The sequence below is a fragment of the Paenibacillus sp. B2(2019) genome (assembly GCF_008370385.1).
GTDB lineage: Bacteria > Bacillota > Bacilli > Paenibacillales > Paenibacillaceae > Paenibacillus_AQ.
Map to the genome: position 1 here is coordinate 74,737 of NZ_VTZR01000015.1, position 22,647 is coordinate 97,383.

The 22,647-nt window shown below is 43.1% G+C and carries 19 protein-coding genes; 15 read left to right on the forward strand and 4 right to left on the reverse strand.

Going from position 1 to position 22,647, the window contains the following annotated elements; genetic code table 11:
- The first annotated feature begins 55 nt into the window (after positions 1–55).
- Together PAENI_RS13610 and PAENI_RS13615 are read left to right on the forward strand one after the other, a co-directional pair.
- Positions 56–1,393: an LLM class flavin-dependent oxidoreductase gene (locus PAENI_RS13610; RefSeq protein WP_149645634.1), complete on the forward strand. Its 1,338-nt coding sequence runs from the start codon at positions 56–58 to the stop codon at positions 1,391–1,393.
- On the forward strand, positions 1,390–2,670 hold the full coding sequence (locus PAENI_RS13615; RefSeq protein WP_262495602.1) for a M20 metallopeptidase family protein: 1,281 nt from the start codon (positions 1,390–1,392) through the stop codon (positions 2,668–2,670). Before PAENI_RS13610 ends, PAENI_RS13615 begins: the two co-directional genes overlap by 4 nt.
- 47 nt (positions 2,671–2,717) lie before the next feature.
- Here the strand turns inward: PAENI_RS13615 and PAENI_RS13620 are convergent, their stop codons facing one another.
- Positions 2,718–3,764, reverse strand: a complete 1,047-nt coding sequence (locus PAENI_RS13620; protein ID WP_149645635.1) for a stalk domain-containing protein — start codon at positions 3,762–3,764, stop codon at positions 2,718–2,720.
- 244 nt (positions 3,765–4,008) lie between these two features.
- Between PAENI_RS13620 and PAENI_RS13625 the strand changes: the two genes are divergently transcribed.
- Both PAENI_RS13625 and PAENI_RS13630 read left to right on the forward strand, forming a co-directional pair.
- Positions 4,009–5,064, forward strand: a complete 1,056-nt coding sequence (locus PAENI_RS13625) for an LLM class flavin-dependent oxidoreductase (protein WP_076299756.1) — start codon at positions 4,009–4,011, stop codon at positions 5,062–5,064.
- A gap of 19 nt (positions 5,065–5,083) precedes the next feature.
- Positions 5,084–5,650, forward strand: coding sequence for an NADPH-dependent FMN reductase (locus PAENI_RS13630; protein ID WP_042188313.1), 567 nt, complete (start codon positions 5,084–5,086; stop codon positions 5,648–5,650).
- Positions 5,651–5,714: 64 nt separating this feature from the next.
- Here the strand turns inward: PAENI_RS13630 and PAENI_RS13635 are convergent, their stop codons facing one another.
- The gene (locus PAENI_RS13635) at positions 5,715–6,278 is read right to left on the reverse strand and encodes a TetR/AcrR family transcriptional regulator (RefSeq protein ID WP_149645636.1); all 564 of its coding nucleotides are present in this window, start codon (positions 6,276–6,278) and stop codon (positions 5,715–5,717) included.
- 327 nt (positions 6,279–6,605) lie between these two features.
- Between PAENI_RS13635 and PAENI_RS13640 the strand changes: the two genes are divergently transcribed.
- Genes PAENI_RS13640 through PAENI_RS13650 form a run of 3 tightly spaced genes read left to right on the forward strand, consistent with a single transcriptional unit; the run spans position 6,606 to position 8,921 of the window.
- Positions 6,606–7,448: an SDR family oxidoreductase gene (locus PAENI_RS13640; RefSeq protein ID WP_149645637.1), complete on the forward strand. Its 843-nt coding sequence runs from the start codon at positions 6,606–6,608 to the stop codon at positions 7,446–7,448.
- Between the two features lie 55 nt (positions 7,449–7,503).
- Positions 7,504–7,899 (forward strand): cupin domain-containing protein, encoded by a 396-nt coding sequence (locus tag PAENI_RS13645; protein ID WP_149645638.1) that lies wholly within the window; start codon positions 7,504–7,506, stop codon positions 7,897–7,899.
- Positions 7,900–7,940: 41 nt separating this feature from the next.
- Positions 7,941–8,921, forward strand: a complete 981-nt coding sequence (locus tag PAENI_RS13650) for an aldo/keto reductase (RefSeq protein ID WP_149645639.1) — start codon at positions 7,941–7,943, stop codon at positions 8,919–8,921.
- A 140-nt stretch (positions 8,922–9,061) separates the two neighbouring features.
- On the opposite strand, the gene PAENI_RS13655 is transcribed toward PAENI_RS13650, so the two are convergent.
- Positions 9,062–9,841, reverse strand: a complete 780-nt coding sequence (locus tag PAENI_RS13655; protein ID WP_223178944.1) for an AraC family transcriptional regulator — start codon at positions 9,839–9,841, stop codon at positions 9,062–9,064.
- A 224-nt stretch (positions 9,842–10,065) separates the two neighbouring features.
- Between PAENI_RS13655 and PAENI_RS13660 the strand changes: the two genes are divergently transcribed.
- Both PAENI_RS13660 and PAENI_RS13665 read left to right on the forward strand, forming a co-directional pair.
- The gene (locus tag PAENI_RS13660) at positions 10,066–10,725 is read left to right on the forward strand and encodes a ThuA domain-containing protein (protein ID WP_149645640.1); all 660 of its coding nucleotides are present in this window, start codon (positions 10,066–10,068) and stop codon (positions 10,723–10,725) included.
- A 24-nt stretch (positions 10,726–10,749) separates the two neighbouring features.
- A complete protein-coding gene (locus PAENI_RS13665) occupies positions 10,750–11,853 on the forward strand; it encodes a Gfo/Idh/MocA family protein (protein ID WP_188114557.1) in 1,104 nt (367 codons plus the stop codon).
- 134 nt (positions 11,854–11,987) lie between these two features.
- Here PAENI_RS13665 and PAENI_RS13670 read toward each other — a convergent pair whose 3' ends face one another.
- Positions 11,988–12,461 (reverse strand): MarR family winged helix-turn-helix transcriptional regulator, encoded by a 474-nt coding sequence (locus tag PAENI_RS13670; RefSeq protein WP_076286766.1) that lies wholly within the window; start codon positions 12,459–12,461, stop codon positions 11,988–11,990.
- 152 nt (positions 12,462–12,613) lie between these two features.
- Here PAENI_RS13670 and PAENI_RS13675 point away from each other — a divergent pair, with 152 nt between their 5' ends.
- From PAENI_RS13675 to PAENI_RS13700, 6 genes are all read left to right on the forward strand, one after another.
- Entirely contained in the window at positions 12,614–13,198 is a 585-nt protein-coding gene (locus tag PAENI_RS13675) for a DUF3238 domain-containing protein (RefSeq protein WP_149645641.1), read from the forward strand.
- Between the two features lie 34 nt (positions 13,199–13,232).
- Complete coding sequence (locus PAENI_RS13680; protein WP_149645642.1) at positions 13,233–13,859, forward strand: FMN-dependent NADH-azoreductase; 627 nt, start codon at positions 13,233–13,235, stop codon at positions 13,857–13,859.
- Positions 13,860–13,990: 131 nt separating this feature from the next.
- Positions 13,991–15,127, forward strand: coding sequence for an MFS transporter (locus PAENI_RS13685; RefSeq protein ID WP_149645643.1), 1,137 nt, complete (start codon positions 13,991–13,993; stop codon positions 15,125–15,127).
- A 102-nt stretch (positions 15,128–15,229) separates the two neighbouring features.
- Positions 15,230–17,689 carry a GH39 family glycosyl hydrolase gene (locus PAENI_RS13690; protein ID WP_188114558.1) on the forward strand — a complete coding sequence of 820 codons (2,460 nt, stop codon included), beginning with the start codon at positions 15,230–15,232 and terminating at the stop codon, positions 17,687–17,689.
- 239 nt (positions 17,690–17,928) lie between these two features.
- Positions 17,929–19,041 carry an alpha/beta hydrolase gene (locus tag PAENI_RS13695; RefSeq protein ID WP_149645645.1) on the forward strand — a complete coding sequence of 371 codons (1,113 nt, stop codon included), beginning with the start codon at positions 17,929–17,931 and terminating at the stop codon, positions 19,039–19,041.
- A 230-nt stretch (positions 19,042–19,271) separates the two neighbouring features.
- Entirely contained in the window at positions 19,272–22,076 is a 2,805-nt protein-coding gene (locus tag PAENI_RS13700) for a glycoside hydrolase family 2 TIM barrel-domain containing protein (protein ID WP_149645646.1), read from the forward strand.
- The last annotated feature ends 571 nt before the right edge of the window (positions 22,077–22,647 follow it).

The following is a 22,647-nucleotide window of genomic DNA, read 5'->3' on the forward strand; positions in this document are numbered from 1 at the left end:
GCATGAAATGAAATCTAGGAAGCGTATGCTCACAAAACTTTTAGGAGGAATGAACATGACCAAACCAAGACAACTGAAGCTGGGTGCACTGCTGCATGGGGTAGGAGGCAGCACGTCGATGTGGCGCCATCCAGATGCCAAACCAGACGCCAGTGTAAACTTTGAATTATACAAAGAGTGGGTACAGAAGGCAGAAGAAGGCAAGTTGGATCTGATCTTCATCGCAGACGGTCTGTACATTAATGAAAAGTCCATTCCTCATTTCCTTAACCGGTTTGAGCCGCTGACCATTCTTAGCGCACTCGCAGCCGTCAGCACTAACATCGGTTTAGTTGGTACCTTGTCTACCTCGTATAGTGAACCATTTACCGTAGCACGTCAATTCGGCTCACTGGATGTAATCAGCGGCGGCCGGGCCGGCTGGAATGTGGTGACTTCACCTCTGGAAGGTTCTGCGTCAAATTACAGCAAAAAAGAGCATCCTGACCATGGCAAGCGCTACCGCATTGCCACCGAATATTTGCAGGTCACGCGCGGATTATGGGACTCTTGGGAGGATGATGCGTTTGTCCGAGACAAGGAATCAGGTGTATTCTTTGATCCGCAAAAAATGCATACCCTGGACCATCAAGGAGAGTTCTTCTCCGTGAAGGGACCGCTGAATATTGCTCGTTCGAAGCAGGGGCAGCCAGTCGTGTTTCAAGCAGGCTCCTCGGAAGTCGGTAAGAATTACGCCTCCAAGGAAGCGGATGCTATCTTCACTGGCCACGAAACGCTAGAAGATGCCCAGGCATTCTACAGCGATGTTAAGACACGGGTAGCATCGTTTGACCGGAATCCGGATGAGGTGCTGATCTTTCCTGGAATTGCTCCAATCATTGGTGACACGCCGGAGGAGGCAGAGCGCAAATATCAGGAGGTTGCTGGCCTTGTAACGATTGAGAATGCTCTGAACTACTTAGGTAGATTCTTCGAACACCATGATTTCTCGCAATATCCGCTGGATGAACCGTTCCCTGAGCTTGGCGAGTTAGGGCGCAATAGCTTTCAGAGCGGCACAGATAAAATCAAAAAGGATGCGAAGGAGAAAGGCTTGACGCTTCGACAGGTCGCCTTGCAATCGGCTACTCCGCGCAGCAGCTTCATTGGCACACCGGAGCAAGTCGCTGATCAGATTCAAACTTGGTTTGAGAGTCATGGGGCAGATGGATTTATGATCGCGGCTGCCGTCCCTAACGGACTGGAGGAATTCATCGATCGGGTAGTGCCGATTCTGCAGGAGCGGGGTTTGTTCCGCACTGAATACGAAAGTGACACGCTGCGTGGAAACCTCGGCATTCCGTTGCCGGAGAACCGCTATTCCAAAGCTTCTCAGCCAGCAGGGCAAATTTGACGGTTGATCCAGTATTCGCAATCCACCAAAACTCGAATATTGCGGAGATGATGCATTACGCCGGCCAGCTGCAGGATGAAATGATTGAATACCGTCGTGATTTGCATGCCCATCCGGAGCTACTGTATGATGTCGTTCGCACTTCTAATAAAGTAGCAGATTTGTTAGAGGAGTGGGGGATCACAGTACGTAGAAATGTCGGTAAACATTTCGGAATGGGGGTGGTCGGCCTCCTGCAAGGCTTAGCAGACAATGGCAATAGTGGGCCCACTCTTCTTCTTAGGGCAGATATGGATGCCCTGCCGATACAAGAGTGCAATGAGTTGCCTTACAAGTCAGTCAATGACGGCATCATGCACGCCTGTGGCCATGATGCCCATACCGCTATGCTGTTGGGGGCTGCCCGAACCTTGGCAGCCTTCCGGGAACGATTGATGGGTACGATCATTTTCGTCTTCCAGCCAGCTGAGGAAGGCGCGGTCAAGAGTCCGCTTGATGGAAGATTACTCTCAGGCGGCCGCGATCTCATTGAGGATAACGTGCTGGAAGGTGTCGACTATGCCTACGCGCTACATGTCATGCCAGAGCTTCCGGTCGGAACGCTTGGTATTCACCCTCATGATGCCATGGCAGCGTCAAGCCATTTTAAGGTGGAATTTCAGGGGACATCCGGTCATCATAGTGCTCCGCACAGAGCTGTAGATGCGATCCAGATGGCGGCACGATATATAGGAGAGATTAACGGAATGATGGCTAATCGAATCGATCCGCAGGAGGCGGCGGTGTTGGCCTTCGGAACGTTGCAGGCTGGTACTGCTGTTAATGTGATCGCTGAACACAGTGAACTGACAGGAACGTTCAGAGCGTTTACCAAGACGACGGTAGCTGCAATTACAAATGGTTTACAGCGCCATGCTTCAGCTATAGCTGAGTCTTACGGAGGGAAATACAAGCTGGAGCTGCGTGAAGGAATTGCAGTAGTGAACAATGCGGAAGCGGTGCAGCAGGTGCTTCATGCAGCCCGTGCTGTTCTAGGAGAGGATCAGGTAATACTTTTGGAGCAGCCAAGTCTGGCTGGTGAGGATTTTGGTTGGTATCTTGATAAAGTTCCTGGTGCCTTCGCCTTTATCGGTTGCGGCAATAAGGAGAAGGGAATTCTCCATGCTATCCATCAGCCACAGTTTAATATCGATGAAGCGATGCTAGGTCATGGTGCGAGTATACTGGTTAGACTCGCAATACAGCATAATGGCTCGGCCGGCGGTAAAGAAACGTAAAAGGTACCCAACTAGGGTACCTTTTACATTTGTTTAAGCTTGTCAACTTACCAGAAATACGTTTCGAATGTGTAACCGTTTTTCCCAAAGAAAGTTATCTCCCCGCTTGTCACTTCCTCAGAAATGTCAAAAAACATGCCTTGTTTACCCGCGATATCATAGGTGTGAGTTACTTTCTTATCATGAACTTTGTAACTTACTTCGAAATGACTGAATTGCTTCTTAAGACCTTGATCGAACATACCGACACTAACGAGTTGTCCGCTCCTCTTCACTTGGACGTCGTCTCCATCATCCCCCATGCCTAAATCCATACTCCAGTCCAAACTACCGTTTTTTAAACGATCGACGTATTTCAACGTAAGAGATTCTACGCCATCTTCCTCTTCGATATGTAAGAGTACAGCTGTATATTTATCAATAATCCGAGAGTCCAGAACTGGGAGTCCGCTCAAAATAGCAAATTCAGTTAACTCCTGCTCTGTTATTGCCTCTCCTGAGGGATCATCCATCTCGATAGGTTTCATTCCTAGCCAATCTTCCCACTCCTCAGGAGATTCGAGTTCAGCACGAAAATCATCATCCGTGGTAATGATCGCTGTTCTAGTTGCTACATCCCAATCAACGGAAATCCCGATTCGTTCGGCAATAGCGCGCAATGGAACCATAATGTCACTGCCGGAGAGATAAGGTGTAGGACTTTTCCAATCAATCCAAACGTCAGAATCCTCTATATCTTCGTTGTAATCACTAAACATATAATCACTTTTATCCGGATAAATAGAAAGTGCTCCGTTAAAATGTGAAATAAAAACATGCGGATAAGGGTTATCTATAAACTTCGAAATATCGGCTTGTATGTCGGGATGCTCAAAAAGTTGGGTTGGAACGAACGTTTTTCCCTCTATTAACGTAGGCAACTCATCTTGAAAGGAAAAGTTTATGCCATTAATTGTGACGGAGGGTTGGATTACAGAACGTTTGATAGAATCGGATAACTTCGGTACAACCGAAGCCGATGCAAAGATCGGAGTCGAATTGGAAGCCGATAAGAAAAGAATAAGTAATACGTTCATGAAGCGGCGGTTGTGCATGAATACAATTCTCCTTTTTTTGTTTATCACTTTAATAATCAAATCAATAACCTAAATATACCATGTGGAGATTATTATAGGGGATTCTTAGCACAAGGTTTAAATCGAGTAGTTTTTTCTTAACAGGATCATTAGTTTGACATTATGCAAGCACTTAACTATACTTATTATAGTGACTTACTTAATTATATTTAATCGACAAATCATAAATGAATTCTTACTTCTTAAAGAAAAGAGGATAATCATGGAACAATATCGGATCAATGCAGACAACGGCTTAGAGTTTGGACTTTATACATTAGGTGATCATCTAGCGAACCCTGAAACTGGGAGCCGAATATCTGCCAAACAACGCATACGTGAAATTATTGACTTGGCTCAATTAGCGGAGCAAGCAGGCATTGATTTTTTTAGTGTAGGAGAGAGTCATCAAGAGTATTTTGCTACTCAGGCGCATACCGTTGTGCTGTCAGCTATTGCACAGGCTACTAAGAAAATGAAAATAGGTAGCTCATCTACGATTATAAGCACCTCTGATCCGGTTAGGGTGTACGAAGATTTCGCTACAATTGATTTGATCTCAAATGGTCGAGCTGAAATAATAGCTGGCCGTGCCTCTAGAGTGGGGTTATATGAACTATTGGGCTATGATCTTAATGATTATGAGGAATTATTTGAAGAAAAATTCGACTTGTTATTAAAGATAAATGAAAACGAAGTTATGAATTGGAAGGGAGAATTTCGTAACCCTCTCAAAAATGCAAGAATCCTCCCCCGTCCTGAGGGAAACTTACCGATATGGAGAGCTGTAGGGGGAACTTCTGCCAGTGCGATCAAAGCAGGCATTGCAGGTGTTCCTATGTTTTTGGCCCATTTAGGGGGTCCCGCAGTCTTGTTTAAAAGATCCATTGATGCTTATCGTGAAGCTGCAAGCCAGAACGGATTCGATCCGTCGAAGCTGCCTGTAGCGACTGCTGGATTCTTTTACGCGGATGAAACAACACAGAAGGCACAAAGAGCCTATTATCCATATATAAACGAAGGAATGAAATTAACCAATGGACGTGGTTTTCCTAAACAGGCGTTTGCTCAAGGAGCCGATCCGCGCGATGTTATGAATATTGGCAGCCCACAGGAAATCATTGAAAAAATTCTATATCAACATGAACTCTTCGGCCATCAACGATATATCGCACAAATGGATTTTGGTGGCGTACCTTTTGAAAATTTAATGAAAAACATAGATTTAATTGGTTCTGAAATTCTACCAGCTATTAAAAAATATACGGCAAAAAAATAAACTCCAGGAGGTCAGGATTATGAAAATCGTAGCATTATCAGGGTCAAAGATAGGTTCGAAAACCAGAATCGCTATGAATTACACAATAAATTCGTTTCATGAAAAATACAAAGATGCAGAAGTTACGCTTCTAGATCTGGCGGAGTATGATGTTCAATTCAGTGATGGTCGCAATTATCTGGAATACGAAGGGGACACCAAGTACGTAATTCAAACGATCATGGAAGCAGATGTTATCGTAATCGGAACGCCTATATTTCAAGCTTCCATCCCAGCAACACTAAAGAATATATTCGATTTAGCACCCGAAAAAGCATTTCAACACAAGGTTGTAAGTATGCTCGTCACGGCAGGTTCTGCACGTCACTATCTGGTAGCTGAGCAGCAATTGAAACCGATATTGGCCTATATGAAAGCGCAAATTGTTCAAACGTATGTATTTATAGAAGAGAAGGATTTTTATCGAAAAGAAATAGTAAATGATGATGTGCTATTCCGTATAGACCGCTTAGTGGAAGATACCTATGTACTCTCTGAGACCTATGCCAAAATTCGAGAGGCTGAAGAAGCTAAATATGGTTTCTAAGAAAGATCGAAATAGGCTAACATTTCGCAAACTAGTTACTATTTTCCAAGTCACCCTTCATCCTTTAGGATGAGGGGTTATTTGTACAATTTCGTTCCAATAAGGCTCCCAGCTGTTCTGCTAATACTTGATAGGTTACTGGTCTTTCGTTCGTAAACCACCATTCAACTACACCTACATACGAAGAAGCTAAAAATTGTACGACTAGATCCTTATTTAATCCTTCGTTTTTACCCTTTGTGATATCCACTTCGTCTTTGAACTCTTCTATAAGAAATTCCAGAAAACGACTCCGGAAGAAAGGGGCTCCTTTGCTAGCTAACATCATGGAAAAAAAGGCATAGTTACTCTCAAAGTATTCCGTCCAAATCACGGACCCCGTTACAAAATCCAAATCAGAGGCTGCTTCACATCTTTCACGAAGTTCATTGATATGCTTCTCGATAAGCTTATCAAGAAGATCATATTTATCCATATAGTGAAGGTAAATAGTACCACGGCTCACGTTTGCTTTATCAGAGAGTTCCTGAAGGGTTATATCATCAAAATTTTTCACAGTCATTAGTTCAATGACTGCTGTCTTCAGGGCTTCCTGTGTTTTTAGGATTCTTCGATCGACTTTGGACAATTTGCTCACCGAACTTTTTTTATTCATCAACAAAAGAGTAAGAATTCATTATATAACATACTATAACGAGCTCATCAATGGGACCTCTGTTTATAAATTCATATAAAAGAATCGCGAATACGCAGTAGGAAATAAACAACTTCGATGGTTTTGTTTATTAATGTACAAATCGCATCAAATTAACAATTGGCACCAAATTTAATCTGATTATAATAATAGACATGTGATCATTATTGTAATTATGCGCATTAAATATTCGTCACAACTACTCACGTGCTAAGTATTCCAGCAGCAAAATCGGAATAAGAAGTTTAGGAGGAAATGATTATGAACAATCGCACATGGCTTATCACCGGTGTGAGCAGTGGTTTTGGTTATGAGATGACGAGTCAGCTTCTTGAAAAGGGCAATAAGGTTATCGGTACTGTTCGTAAAAAAAGCAAGGTCGCTGACCTCATTGAGAAGTATCCCGAAACCTTCAGTTGCGAGATTCTAGATGTGACCGATTTTCCTGCCATTCGAAATCTTGTCGATAGATCTTTTGAAAAGTTTGGACGAATCGACGTTATCATAAGCAATGCTGGTTATGGACTTTTCGGGGCTGCAGAAGAACTCTCTGACGACGAGGTTAATCATATCATTGCCACGAATCTAACGGGGTCCATCCAGCTTATTCGTTCAGCTCTCCCGCATTTACGCACTCAGGGTGGTGGACGTATTATTCAGATCTCCTCCTATGGCGGGCAGGTCGCCTTACCAGGAAATTCGATGTACCATGCGATCAAGTTTGGGATAGAGGGCTTTTGTGAGTCCGTTGCTCAGGAGGTTGAAGCTTTTAACATCGGTATTACATTGGTGGAGCCGGGAGGAGCCCGTACCGAGTTCCGTTATGGGAGCGCACAGGTAACGAAACTCATGACAGAATACGAAGGCAACCCAGCACATAACTTTTTGAACATGCTGGACGCTTCTAAGAGTTTAGCTCCTGGAGATCCTGTGCGGATGGCTGCCCGAATCATAGAAAGTGTTGAATTAGAACCGGCACCGATACGAATGATACTTGGATCTCATGCACTGGCAAGCACGATTTCGACCCTCAAAGCTCGTGTTGCCGACTATGAGAAGCAGACTGAACTGGCAGCTTCTACTGATTTTCCAGCGGGAGAGTAAGAGGATCGCAGGGCTCTAATAAACATTAACTATAGGCAGAAAGTAGGAATCAACGATGAAAAATGAACAACTTAGTAGCAGCACTATTTTTCCTTTAGGGGAAAAGGTTAAAGCAAACTTTACGGGTGACGCTTATTTGCAAATGGTGTTTACAGATCCGAAGCCGCTTAATACCGCAATTGGTAATGTAACCTTTGCTCCAGGCGCACGCAATAACTGGCATGCTCATCAGGTTGGACAAGTTCTGTTAGTCACTGGTGGAAATGGCTGGTATCAGGAAGAAGGAAAACCTGCTCAATTGCTCGAAATAGGTGAAGTGGTCAACATTCCAGCTAATGTGAGACATTGGCATGGCGCGACAAAGGATAGTTGGTTCGTTCATTTGGCTATGACTCCAGGCGAAACAGAATGGTTTGAAGCTGTCGAGGATGAATGGTTTGAAGCTCTGTAAGAACTAAAACTCATCTAAACATAGAAATGGAGGCTTGCTTTATGGAATATATCAAATTTGGAAATACGGGAATGGACGTCTCTCGGATTTGCCTTGGTTGTATGAGCTTTGGAAAAGTGCTGCCTGGAGGGCACCAATGGGTGCTCGATGAGGAGAACAGTCGTCCTATCATTAAAAGAGCGCTTGAGCTTGGCATCAATTTTTTTGATACAGCTAATATTTACGCAAGTGGTTCCAGTGAAGAGATTATCGGACGTGCGCTTAAGGACTATGCGAATCGGGATGAAATTGTACTTGCCACGAAGGTCTGGGGCCAGATGCGTCCAGGTCCTAATGGTGGTGGGCTTTCTCGAAAAGCTATTATGAGCGAAATAGATAACAGTTTGAAGAGACTTGGGACCGATTATGTGGATCTCTATATCATTCACCGCTGGGATTATAACACACCCATTGAAGAAACCATGGAGGCCTTGCATGATGTGGTGAAGTCTGGAAAGGCTAGATATATCGGTGCGTCTGCTATGTATGCTTGGCAATTCCAAAAAGCATTACATGTGGCCGAGAAAAATAGCTGGACTCGCTTTGTATCCATGCAAAATCACCTTAATCTCATCTACCGAGAAGAGGAAAGGGAAATGATGCCGCTTTGTCAGGATCAAAAAATTGCGGTAACTCCTTATAGTCCTCTGGCATCAGGAAGATTGATTCGCGATTGGTCGGAAACAACACGCAGATCCGAAACCGATCTCATTCAAAAATCAAAGTATGATTCAACCGCTGATGTAGATCGATTAATTGTTGAGCGAGTAGCGTCGTTAGCAGAGAAACGAGGCATACCACGTACTCATATCGCACTTGCATGGCTGTTGCAAAAAGCTTCTGTAGCTGCTCCAATTGTGGGCGCGACGAAAATTGCTCAGCTCGAAGATTCAGTAGATGCTCTATCGGTGAAATTATCACCTGAAGAAATTTCATTCCTTGAAGAGTTGTATGTTCCTCATCCAATAGTTGGAGCTCAGTAATGAGGACTGGGTAAGTTGTCACTTAAACGTAGACCTTTTCGCCGTCTTTGTGCATCCGAATATTAAAATAAAGCCGATGATCTAAACCAAAAGATCATCGGTTTTTTGTTTGCTAAATAAGATAACGGACCATGTATCTTTTAACGTAATTCACTTGGAGTCCGTTGTTTAATCTGTTTAAATACTCTGTTAAAGGTACGGATATTAGTGAAACCGCATTCCAGTGCGATATCTAAAATGGATTTGTCTGTGGTCAGCAGCAGCTGTTCTGCTTGGTTGACTCGGATGTTGCTAAGGTATGCAATATAGCTCATACCCGAAAGACTCTTGAAGAAGCGGGAGAAATAAAAGAGGCTCATATTGGCTTGCCTTGCGGCGTCAGCAAGTGTGATGGGATGCATGTAGTTGACGTCGAGGTATTCAAGAACCCCTTGCATAATCTTCATGTTAGTGATGCGCCTTTTATCTTTCTGTGGATTAATCTTATCCAAGGGAACATGCCGTAAAATGAGTCCGCTCCACTCGTGCAAAAGGCCAATGATTACCTGTTCATGATATTCCAGCTTCTGATTATATTCGTCCATAAGTTCCTGCAGGATCAGAGAAAGACGGTTGTTGATACGGACTTCTTCTTCTCGTGTTGCTATTCGTTTCTCCATAAATGGGGAAGTCAGCCTCACATTCAAAGGCCATCCACCAGGAAAACCGATTAATGAAGGATTGAATATCACCATCATTATCTTGGAGCTGCTGTCTTTACTGTCATAGTAGTGGATGTCTCCGCTGCTGCATATAGCCATATCTCCCGCTTTCAAGATCCTCGTTTCGGAGTTGATTCCCATCCGAATTGAACCTTCAAATACATAGACTATCTCAAGATCGTTATGCCAGTGGGCTAAAAAATCAATATCATTAGACATTATGACAGTGAAGGGGAAAGTCGAATGGTAAGTTCTATTTTCGTGGAAGGCTTTCATGAGATCTCCTGTTCATGTGGTTTGAATTTTAAGTTCATCTCTAAAACTTAGCAAAAAATGACCATTCCTACAAGTGAAATGGCGAGCACACCTCTCTGATCTGGATTACAATTTCATCAGATGGACGAAAGGTTGATTACATATATAAAGGAAAAGGAGATTGCAGGATGACGAAGAAAGCATTGATTGTAAAAGGTGGATGGGATGGGCATGAACCAAATGAAGTAGCCGCAATTTTTGCTGGCATTCTAGAGGCTGAAGGCTTTGAAGTTGAAGTGTCTGATACGCTGGAGAGCTTCAACAGTGCAGAGAAGCTTACGGATTTAAGCCTTATTGTACCGGTATGGACCATGGGAGAAATCAGTAATGATCAGGTATCCTCAGTTCTGAAGGCAGTAGCTTCTGGAGTAGGAATTGCCGGTTGTCATGGAGGGATGTGCGACTCTTTCCGTAACAATACAGAGTGGCAATTTTTGACCGGATCACAATGGGTAGCACATCCATTTAACGATGGGGTAGAGTATGAAGTTAATATCATACATTCTGGCTCCAGTCCCATTGTGGAGGGCATCCAAGACTTCAAGGTGAAATCGGAACAATATTATTTACATGTAGATCCTGCAGTGGATGTCTTGGCAACAACTACGTTTGTAATGAGTGAGGGTGAGCATTCAGCAAATGGTGTCATCACGATGCCCGTTGTATATACGAAGAAATGGGGAAAAGGGAAGGTTTTCTATAATTCACTTGGCCATCATGCAGACGTTTTCGATATACCGGAAGCCAAGGAACTGATGCGAAAAGGCTTTTTGTGGGCGGCTAACTAAAACTGAGATAAGGTGGGAATGATCTTGCGCAAAGTGAAGGTAGGTATAGTCGGCTGCGGAAACATCAGCAGCATTTATTTTGAAAATTTGAACGGGACTTTCGTTAATACTGAGGTTTATGCTTGTTCCGACTTGGATAAAGGTCGTGCAGAGCAAGCGGCGGAGAAATATGGCGTTCCTCATGTATGGACGACAGAACAATTAGTTGCTTCGGAAGAGATTGAAATAGTCGTTAATCTAACAACGCCTAATTTTCATTTTGACGTGTGCAAGCAAGCCTTGCTAGCTGGCAAGCATGTGTATGTGGAGAAGCCCTTATCCCTTTCCCTTGAAAATGGCACTGAGCTAGTTCGTCTGGCGAAGGAAAAGAACCTGTTCCTTGGCTGCGCACCAGATACTTTCCTTGGAGGCGGCCTGCAAACCTGCAGTAAGCTGATTGCGGATGGTTATATCGGGGAGCCGGTGGCAGCAACTGCCTTTATGCTTTGTCATGGACATGAAAGCTGGCATCCTGATCCAGAATTTTATTATAAAGCCGGTGGAGGACCCATGTTTGACATGGGACCCTACTATCTAACTGCGTTAGTATCTTTGCTAGGCCCAGCTAAAACAGTATGCGGCATCACTAAAACCTCCTTTGCTCATAGAACGATCACGAGCGACAAAAAGTTTGGCAAAGTCATTGATGTAGAGGTGCCCACACATGTTGCTGGAACGATTGAGTTTGACAGTGGCGCTGTGGCAACCATGATTACCAGCTTTGATGTTTGGCACAGTACTTTACCGAGGATCGAAATCTACGGATCGCAAGGAACCTTGATCGTACCGGACCCTAACAACTTTGGAGGGCCGATCCTTTTACGCCCGGCACACAGCTCGGAATTCCAAGAGATCCCACTTATCTACAATTATGCAGATAATAGTAGAGGCATAGGAGTAGCAGATATGGCACACTGCATCGACACGGGGGAGACTCCTCGTGCAAACGGAGAACTCGCCAATCACGTACTTGAGATCATGCATGCATTCCATACAAGTTCCGACTCTAAGCAATATGCTCAACTGGTAACCAGCTGCGAGCAGCCCAAGCCATTGCCACTGGGCTTAGTCAAAGGGTATTTAGAGTAGTAATTTCCCAGAATCAAATACTAAATGTACGCTGCAGATAATCAGCTTTCAAAAAGGGTAGAAGACAGATCTTTAAGTCTTCTACCCTTTTTGGTTTGATGAATCGCAGCATAGACTAAATCTTCACCATACACTTACCAGACAGGTCTTGATCTCATAGTAGATTTATCTTCATTTGCTTTATATACAAGTGTTGTTAAATCATCTTTGAGCATTTGCAGTCGTTCAGTACCTATGATTTCAATCCAACGTTGCTCAATCTCAGTTAGTATTTCCTCTTTTGCTTTCACTGCTAACCAACCTCGCTCAGTCAAAACAATGATTTTTCCTCTCTTGTCAGTGGGATGATTTTCGCGAATTACATAACCACTTTTCTCAAGATAATCTACCATTTTACTTACAGCTTGCTTCGTAATTCCTAAATATTCGGCTAATTCTATACCTGTTGCTCCGTTTGGAGCAATACACTTAAACATAAAACCATGTACAGGTCTAATATCTGCAAATCCTAATTCACGCAATCTATCATGTAGTTCATTAATTGATGTACTAAAGGATAATGATAAAAGTGTTGTCAGATCCAATTCACTAAAGACTTCCTGAGTCATACATAAAACCTCCTTAAATAAAGTCAACTTAGTTGACTTTGTACGAAATACATTGTACTATGCGAAAAGTGGTCAATCAAGTTGACTATAATTTTTGTTGTGAAAGAAATAGGAATCACTGAAACAAAATTAATAAATTATGGAGGGTTCTCATGACTAATATTGTTAAAGTTAGAGCAAGTGTATTTATTCCAACACCGTGGACTGATCCTAGGAAGGATGAAGCAACAGGAAACGTAATCCATTTTGAAGGTGACTCACGTGAATTTACACCCTATGCTGTCAACGCTATGCGCTCCAGAGTGGAACAAGAAGTAGTTGTAGATTTTTACAAAAAAGATATTTTCACATATGCAAATACTGGTATTACAACAGAAAGAGTCACTACTCCAGATGGTTCTGTTAATAAAAAAACAGGAAAAGCTACTACAGAAGGTATTTTGTGCACTGATATTGTGTGGGGCTCTGAAGACGTTAGGTTTCAAATGAGTGCAAGTGCTAGCAATCCATTAAATGCATTTGCACCTCCAGTTGACTATCTTTTAATAGTTCATATTCAAAAGGATGGTACTGTCAATATGCAAGGAGCACATGATGGATTTCCTTGTTTTGAATTTTATAAACAAGTGAACTTTGGAACGTTCGAACAAATTTATACACATGATTACAGAGTAACTGGTGATACTCCTGAAGCTATGGCTGGAGAAATGGAGTATAGCTTCAAAAAAATATTATAAACAACATAAGAGTGCACATCAGGAGGAACAAGGAATGACAACAGTTTTATTTGTAAAAGCAAACAATCGACCAGCAGATCAGTCGGTAAGTGTTAGATTATTTGAGGCTTTTTTAGCGAGCTATAAAGAATCACATCCAAATGACACTGTAGTAGAGCTGGATTTATACAATGAGGAATTGCCTTACGTAGGTGCAGATATGATTAACGGAACATTTAAGTCTAGTAGAGGATTAGATTTAACAGTAGAAGAAGCAAAAGCAGTAGCTGTTGCTGATAAGTATTTAGATCCATTCCTTGCAGCTGATAAAGTCGTAATTGGGTTCCCTTTATGGAATTTAACCATCCCAGCTGTACTACACACATATATTGATTACTTAAACCGCGCAGGCAAAACATTTAAATATACGCCAGAAGGTCCAGTAGGGCTTATTGGGAATAAAAAAATAGTGTTATTAAACGCAAGTGGTGGTGTGTATTCTGAGGGACCAAAAGTTGATTTAGAGATGGCTGTTAAATATGTAACAAGTATGATGAACTTCTTTGGTGTGAAAAATATAGAGACTATTATCATTGAAGGACACAGCCAATTCCCTGATAAGGCAGAAGAGATTATTGTCGCAGGGCTTGAAAAAGCTGTTAAAGTATCAAGGACGTTCTAATTAACCAAGCGTGTATCAGTCTATATATGGCAGTACCAACACTTTTATAGCGGTGGTGCTGCTTTTTTATTCGCCTATTTCAATATTTTTGGGGAGTACGTAAAGTCGATAGAAAGAAGGATTACATTACAATGGAACGTTTATGGACAAAAAACTATATCATGCTGACCCTTACAGCTTTATTACTATTTAGTGGATTTTATTTACTAATGCCAACATTGCCTATGTTTATCAAACAACTAGGTGGAAGTGAATCTCAAGTTGGATTTATAATTGGAGTGTTTACAATATCGGCAGTAATTTTTCGTCCTATTATTGGAGGATTAATGGATCGGTTTGGTCGACGTGCATTTATAATAAGCGGATTACTATTTTTTGCTATAACCATGTATTTTTATGATTGGGTAACAGGCATTATATTTTTAGTAATATTACGTATCCTTCATGGAGTCAGCTGGGCAGTTGCTACAACTTCGATAGGAACGGCTGTGACTGATGTTATTCCACAATCTCGTCGTGGAGAAGGAATGGGATGGTATGGACTAGCAATGACATTAGGAATGGCGTTAGGACCAATCATTGGTCTTTGGGTAACAAAATCTTATTCATTTCATTACCTATTTCTTCTATGCACAGCATTAGCTTTGATTGCATTCATACTTGGATTTGGTGCAAAAATTCCAACAGTTCAAAACACATCAAAAAAACCAATATCATTTTATGAAAAAACAGTTTTACCTATCGCTATCGTTACATTTTTCTTATCATTTACTTTTGGTGGTATTACAACTTTTTTACCACTGTTTGCGGCAAATATTGAAGTTAACACGGGTACTTTTTTCTTAGTGTATGCAGTCACACTTACAGTAATTAGACCACTTACAGGGAAGATATCCGATAAGTATGGGGAAGGGGTCATTATTGTACCTGCTCTTTTCATATTGATAGTCGCACTATTCGTCCTAACAATGACTAAAGGAATTGCTGGAGTGGTTATTACAGCTATTTTGTACGGAATTGGATTCGGATCAGCTCAACCAGCGCTTCAAGTAGCGATGATTCGATTAGCCCCACCAGCGAAAAGAGGTGTAGCGAACGCTACATTCTTTACTGCTTTTGATTTAGGAATTGGTTTAGGAGCTATACTACTTGGATTTGTTTCACAGCTTATGGGATATCAGATGGTATTTATTACTTGTGCTATATCTGGGTTTATTAGTCTGGTGCTTTTTATATTGATTGTAAAAAAGACACTAAAAACAACCTGAACCTTCGTTATCAATAAGACAGTAAACTTGATTTCATGGGTTTATATGATAGGATTTTGGATGAGGCAAGGCTCTATTAAGATTAAGAATAGGAGGTTAGGTATGCAAGAAAATACATTGATAGCCTCGGATTTCAGGTTTTCAATTAATCTCCCTGAAGACGCTATCGCTTCCTGGCATCAAGAACTTGAGGTAATGTACATCTTGCAGGGAACTGGGGTACTACAGTTGGATGACAATCAGTTTACCTATGAAGTTCAGCAGGATGACATTATTGTATTGAATAGCTACCAACTGCACGCTTTAAATATGAAAGGTTCGGGCAAGGCGCTATCGCTGTTTATCTCGCCGGCATTTTTGGCAGCTTTTTGTCCTGAGATTGAAAGTATAATTATAGAGTGTAAGTCTTTTCTATACCCTAAGGACGAACAAGCTCGCTTTAATGTAATCCGAAGTGAGTTCGCCAGTGTATTCCAGGCCTATTACAAAAACGAATCTCGTTTACCTATACTAATGCGTAGTCGTGTAGGTGTACTGCTGAACAGTCTAGTGCATACTTTTCTTGAGCAGAACAAGCAGAAGGATCCCTCCAAATCCTCAAGTAAGGAAAGATTGCGCAAAGCAACCGACTATCTCCACCGACATTATCGGGAAAATATTACTCTGAGTGGACTAGCCTCTACTATCTATTTAAGTAGCTCCTACCTGTCCCATTTATTTCAGAAACAGCTTGGCCTTACTTTTACTGCCTACCTTACAAATGTCAGACTGAGTCAGGCAGTGGCACTTCTTCGTAGTGAAAGAACGATCACGGACATCGCCTCAGAAGTTGGATTTCCAAGTACCAACGCTTTGATCGACGCCTTCAAACGGCGCTTTGGTGTTACACCAGGGCAATACCGTCTAGTAAATGAGCATGATGCGACAGATCCACAGGAGAACAGAATGTTCACAGCGGGATTTTCGACCGATTTCACTTCACTAATGCGGCATTTGCATCACAACGAGAACTCCATTGTCCAACCTCAGGTCAATGAGGGATATGATCTTCAAGTGGACACTGGCCGTAAGATTCGGATGCTGAGTCATAACTGGCGGACGTTGATTAATGCAGGTTACGCCAAGGATCTGTTGAATGGCGCGGTACAGGCGCAAATACGAAAGCTGCAAAAGGAGATTGGCTTTCGCTATATGCGCTGCAAAGGTCTGTTAGACGATGACATGATGCTGTATGTCAGGAAAATGTCTGGTAGCGCAGATTATAACTTTGTTTATGTAGATGAGGTAATGGATTTCATGCTTTCAGTGGAGTTAAAGCCTTATGTTGAATTTAGTTATATGCCTTCTGCATTAGCGAGGGAAGCCGTGTTTCCATTTAAGAGGCCAAGCATCCTTTCTATGCCTGAGCATCTTGACAAATGGCTCGACCTTGTGACTTCCCTTATTAGGCATTTCATTGATCGGTATGGGATTGAGTCCGTGCGGGAATGGAGGTTTGCTCCTTTCGTGAGTCCAGAGTTCTCAGGATATGGTGTGTTTACCATGGAAGAATACTGGGTGCTTTACCGTGAAACCAGCCACGCCATCCGTGCTATCGATCCGCAGCTACATATTGTTGGTCCAGGAAGCAACATTGATTCTAGTAATTTTATCAGCGAATTCCTAGTGTCTTGCAGTAAGGGGAATTGTTTGCCCGACTCTCTGGCTCTACGTGCTTATCACAGCATCTTACCGGGTCAGGAAGACACTGGTCTTCAGCTCATGGCAGAGGATGAAGCTTTTCCACTTGCGGTAAGCGGCGATGAACAGTTTATGAAACACGCGTTACATAAGGTCAAAAAGCTGTTGCGTCAACGTGGTTTCGCTAGTCTGCCTGTGATTCTTGAAGAGTGGAGTAATAACATATGGCAGCGTGATTTGTGTAATGATACCTCCTACAAATCTGCTTTTCTTTTCAAAAATATTCTGGAGAATTACGACCACTTTGAGGCTATGGGATACTGGTCGCTCAGTGACCATATGGAGGAAATTGTTCCTTCGTCGGATCTTTTTCATGGCGGGTTTGGTTTATTCACTCGCGGAGGTTTGCCCAAAAGCTGTTATCGGGCGCTGCAATTGTTGCGTTATGCAGGAAGCGGTCTGATAGCTGAAGGTGATGGGTATTTTATAACTTCCTCGAAAGGTGAAATACAGATATTCCTATATAATTATTGTCATTATGATACTCTATATCGCTACCGTCATACCACTCACTTGACTCAAACCGAACGTTACAACGTGTTCAATATACGCAATACCCGTCAGTATCACATTCGTCTAGACGGCTTAACGCCGGGTGTTTATACAGAGCGAAGGTATTCAGTAGGTCCGGCTGGGGGAAGCGCCTTTGATGAATGGTTGAATATGGGGGCACCTAAGGACATGCGTCCAGAGGAATGGTCTTATCTTGAAGGTCGGTCCCTGCCGTTATTTCAAATGCGTTCGCTGCAGGTGACAGCAAATTTTGTGGTAAATGCTGTTGTACAACCACATGAGGTACAAGTGATTAGATTAACACGTTAAATAGAGAATAGTATAACAAGGATGACTTTAGTGTTGTCCTTTTTTGTTTTTTATATTGTATTTTTGCTCTCAACATCATTTTTGAAATCGCTTTCAATAATAATGATAAAAGAAGGATATAACAAAAGAAATAATGCGATATTTTTTCTGCAAACCCAAACCTATAATTGAGTTATGGCAACCAATACAAATCGCCGCAAATAATTTTACCATACAACATTCGAAAAGGAGTAATCATCATGGAACGTAAATATTCGCAACAGCTTCTTACATCGATGCTAGAAAGGCAACATGTAATTAATGAAAATGGACTGGATATCCTGATTAAGCCTATTCCTGAAACCGATGAGCCTGGTGTGCTGGATCCTCGCTTTTATCAAAGTATGGAGTCAATCCTAAAAGGCTTCAAGGGAATGCTGGTTAAGATGATGTTGAAAGGCAGCCGAAAGAAAAATATCCAAAAAAGTGCAGCTCAAATGCGCAAGATGATGAATGGCGTGAACAGCATTCCGATTACTGAAGGTGTTGATGTGAGGCATGCTACCGTTCAAAACGGTGATGTTGCTGTCCCAGTGCGAATTTACACTTCGCAGAAGAAGAGTGGAGAGTTGCAGCCAGTGTTCTATTACATCCACGGAGGCGGTTTCGTAGCAGGAGGACCCGAAGTAGTAGAGGAGATGTGCAAGCTTGTGGTTGCAAATACGGGCTGTGTATCGATTCAGGTTGATTACCGCTTAGCTCCGGAGAACCCATACCCCGCTGGGCTCGACGACTGTTATACCGTGTTGAAATGGATATATGCTCACGCCGAAGAATTTAATGGTGATCCGAATCGCATCTGTATTTCCGGTGATTCCGCAGGTGGGAATTTAGCCACGGTATGCGCAATGAAAGATCGGGATGAAGGAACGCAGATGGTAAAGGCACAGGCACTACTATATCCAAGCGTGGACGCAGCAGGTATGCAGGAACATATGCAGCGCAGAGATGTTTATGAAATATCCCCGTCTCAGGATAAAGAGATTCGTTCTATACTGAATTTGTTGAGCGGTGGTTTAGGAACTGTGGGCTTAGGCGAATATTTGGGCGTGTCCGATGATACAATCCCTCATGTGAGCCCGCTGCGAGGAGATCTGAAAGGGATGCCGCCTACCATTATTTTGTTTGGCGAATATGACTTTCTGCGAATCGAGGATGATGCATATGCCTTAAAGCTGAAGGAGTCGGGTGTCAAAGTGAAAACGGTACGGTACAAAGGACTTTCTCACGGCTTTGCCGATCAGGTGGGCGTCACACCGCAAGCGGAAGATAGTTTGATTGAAATTGGGAATTTCATGCTGGAGAATGTGTAATAAATTATATTCAAAAGCCGCTCATTGCGGCTTTTTTTATTGTTCTGAAATTACTATTAAATCTTGTCATCAGGCACATTCATGCTACGGCTATATTGGAAGATTAGACCTGTCGTCATTCAAATGAGTGTTAACCACTCTACTGAATTATCTGGCTTAATATGCTAAGCTTTACATAGTAGAGCATTATACTGCTAGAGTTCAGTGATTACCATAATAGGAGTGATATTTTGCAGACAAAGATCAACCTAGAAGGCGAATGGAAGTTGCAATTGGATGAGACAAAACAGGGACTAACCTTGCCTTTTACAGATGTTATCACACTGCCGGGAACAACGTCATACGCACGTAAAGGACCAAAGAACGAGGAAGTTTTAGTAAGCGCTCTAACCGATGAATATTTGTTTGAAGGGCAAGTCTGGTTCGCAAGAGAGGTATTCATTCCGGATGAGCTGGCCGGTAAGGCCTGCTATCTATTTTTGGAACGGACGAGACTTACGACGCTTTGGCTGGACAATACGGAGATCGGTAGCCGTAATAGTCTGAACACCCCGCATATATATGAATTGCCGAAGCTACAAGCTGGAATTCATACAATCACCGTCCGTGTGGACAATATCGATTACCCAACCAAAGGCGGACATTTGACTTCACAGGATACCCAGACCAACTGGAATGGAATTACCGGTCGTATGGAGCTTCAGTTCTATGGGGAATCGCAGCTTACTAATATCCGACTGGAGTCGAATCTGACTGAACGTACGGTTCGTATTACAGCAATTTTGGACAGCAACAGTGAAACTACGCTTGCGGTGTCTGCCCAAAGCTTCAATAGTGAAGAGACACACGCGGTGGACGAGCGTGAGTTTCCTGTTTCACCGGGGCTTTTTTCCGTCGATTATGTGCTAGGACAAAACGCGTTGCTCTGGAGTGAAGGCGCTCCCAATCTTTATAATATAACTCTTGTTTTGAAAGACAGGGATGGACATATTACTGACCAACAGGAGCTTATCTTTGGTTTGAAGGAATTCCGAGCGGAGGGCGACAAGTTTACAATCAACGGAGAGAAAACCTTTCTCCGCGGCAAACATGACGGCCTGATCTTCCCGCTCACCGGCTATGCCCCAACTGATGTCGAGGAATGGGTAAGAATCCTTGGCATTTCCAAGTCCTACGGTATCAATCATTATCGCTTCCATACCTGCTGTCCACCGGAGGCTGCATTTACCGCTGCGGATATGCTTGGGATCTATATGCAACCAGAACTTCCATTCTGGGGTACAATCACGGAAAAAACCGATGATGGCCATAATCAAGCAGAGCAGGATTATCTGATCAGTGAGGGTTATGCCATTCTCCAGGCCTTCGGCAATCATCCCTCCTTCGTGATGATGTCCCTTGGTAATGAGTTATGGGGCAGTAAAGCTAAGATTGATTCTTTCCTGAAAGACTATAAAGCGTTCGATAATCGGATTCTCTATACACAGGGCTCCAATAACCACCAATGGGTACCGGAAATTCTGGAACATGACGATTTCTTCAGTGGGGTGCGCTTCTCCAGAGACCGACTGTTCAGAGGTTCTTATGCCATGTGTGATGCACCACTAGGACATGTACAGACTGCCTTGCCGAGTACAATGAAGGATTATGATGATCAGATCGTACCTTTGGATCTCTTGAATGGAGAGAAGATGGAAGATACAGCTGGCGGTGAGATCCAGATTCAGTATGGTACCGAAGCTAAGACCGTGAAGGCAGATGAGGCTTCCGGAGAATGGATACCGCATATTCCTGTTGTTTCGCATGAGATTGGACAATACGCAGCCTATCCAAATTTTGAAGAGATCGAAAAATACAATGGACCACTCAAGGCCGAGAATTTCAAAATTTTCCGTGAACGCTTGGAAAGTAAGGGACTGGGGCATTTAGCGGCTAAATACTTCGAATGTTCAGGGCAGCTGGCCGTAGCCTGTTACAAAGAGGAACTCGAGGCGGCATTCTGCTCCCGGCGGCTTGCCGGCTTCCAGCTCCTGGATCTCCAGGATTTCAGCGGTCAGGGAACAGCATTAGTAGGTGTCCTCGACGCCTTTATGGATTCCAAAGGAATGATTAGCCCTGAGGAATGGCGAACCTTCTGTAATGATGCCGTTCTGCTGGCGAGATTTCCTAAGTATAACTATGTCTCGGGTGAACCGTTCGATGCTCATGTAGAGCTAAGCTGCTTCCGCAGCGGGATGCCAGATACACTTGAATTACGTTGGGAACTAACTGTGGATAACGGTATTTTGGCAGAAGGGACAACCGAGGTGAACGTTCCTGCAGGAACGAATTACATCGATATCTGCGATTTGGAAATAACGCTGCCTGTAGTTGACCGGATGAGTACAAACGTATTGTCTCTCTCGATACAGGGGACAGATATTCGTAAGAGCTACGATCTATGGATTTACCCAGAAAAGAGCGGCAATATGCTGGAAGGCATCCATGTATTCGACAAGCTGTCTAGTGATGCGCTTGCACTGCTGGAGCAAGGTGAGAGCGTGCTGCTGATGCCGAAACCGGAAACTCTCCAAAATGCTGTCGAGGGTTATTACTGCACAGATTTCTGGTGTTACCCAATGTTCCGCTCTATCTCAGAGAGCATGAACCGGCCAGTTCCTGTGGGTACCATGGGGCTGTTAATTGATAACAGCCATCCTGTATTCCACGAGTTCCCTAGCGAGGAGTATTCAACCTATCCATGGTGGAATATCGTTCAGCACTCAAAATCCATTATCATGGATGAAGCTGATCGCAGTTGGAATCCCGTGGTGCAGACCATCGACAATTTTGAAAGAAATCATAAGCTTAGTTTCCTCGTGGAATGCAGCGTAGGAGCAGGCAACTTACTAGTGTGCGCTTTAGATGCAGACAAGGTAAGCGATACGCCTGAAGGAAGACAGTTCTTATCAAGCCTTGCGGGTTACATGATATCCGCAGCGTTCAAACCACAATACAAAGCAACTGTTAACGAGCTTCTTGAGTTAATCAAGTAGGGGGTTGCTAAGACTCTTCATTGTATTTCATATGGATGTACAGAACACAGGGACAGTGCTTCTTTATATACGATGGACCGTTTAACAGCAGAGCAGCGATTCTCTAAGTCACGAGAGAACCGCTGCTCTTTTTGTGCTAGTTAGGGAGCAGACTTCAACTTCAACAGTGTAATCATCCTCTAGCTTGTGAGAGTTTCGGACTCCAGTGAACCTATTGCTCAGAAAGAGGCTCAATTACAGAGTTTTTTATGCGAATAGCGACTATAGGGTCCGTTAGCATTCCAAAAGTGTAATAATACTGCGCTTAGGGTCATCTCAGTCCGATAGGTGATACATCGTTGCAGGAGTTCTTGAATCTCAAACCAAACAAAAAGCAAAGGAGATCCCCAGTGGCCCTTCACGGCTTGAGGGAACTCCTTTTTCGCGTTCTACAAACGGCTTGTTTCTAGAATGGTTGTTTGTATTTATCTGCAACTGCGCAGATTAACAAACGATTTCACAGGGTTAGGGACCTACGAAAATGATAACCCGATGCTATCATTGGTAATGAAGCTGGATGAATAGAATTGTA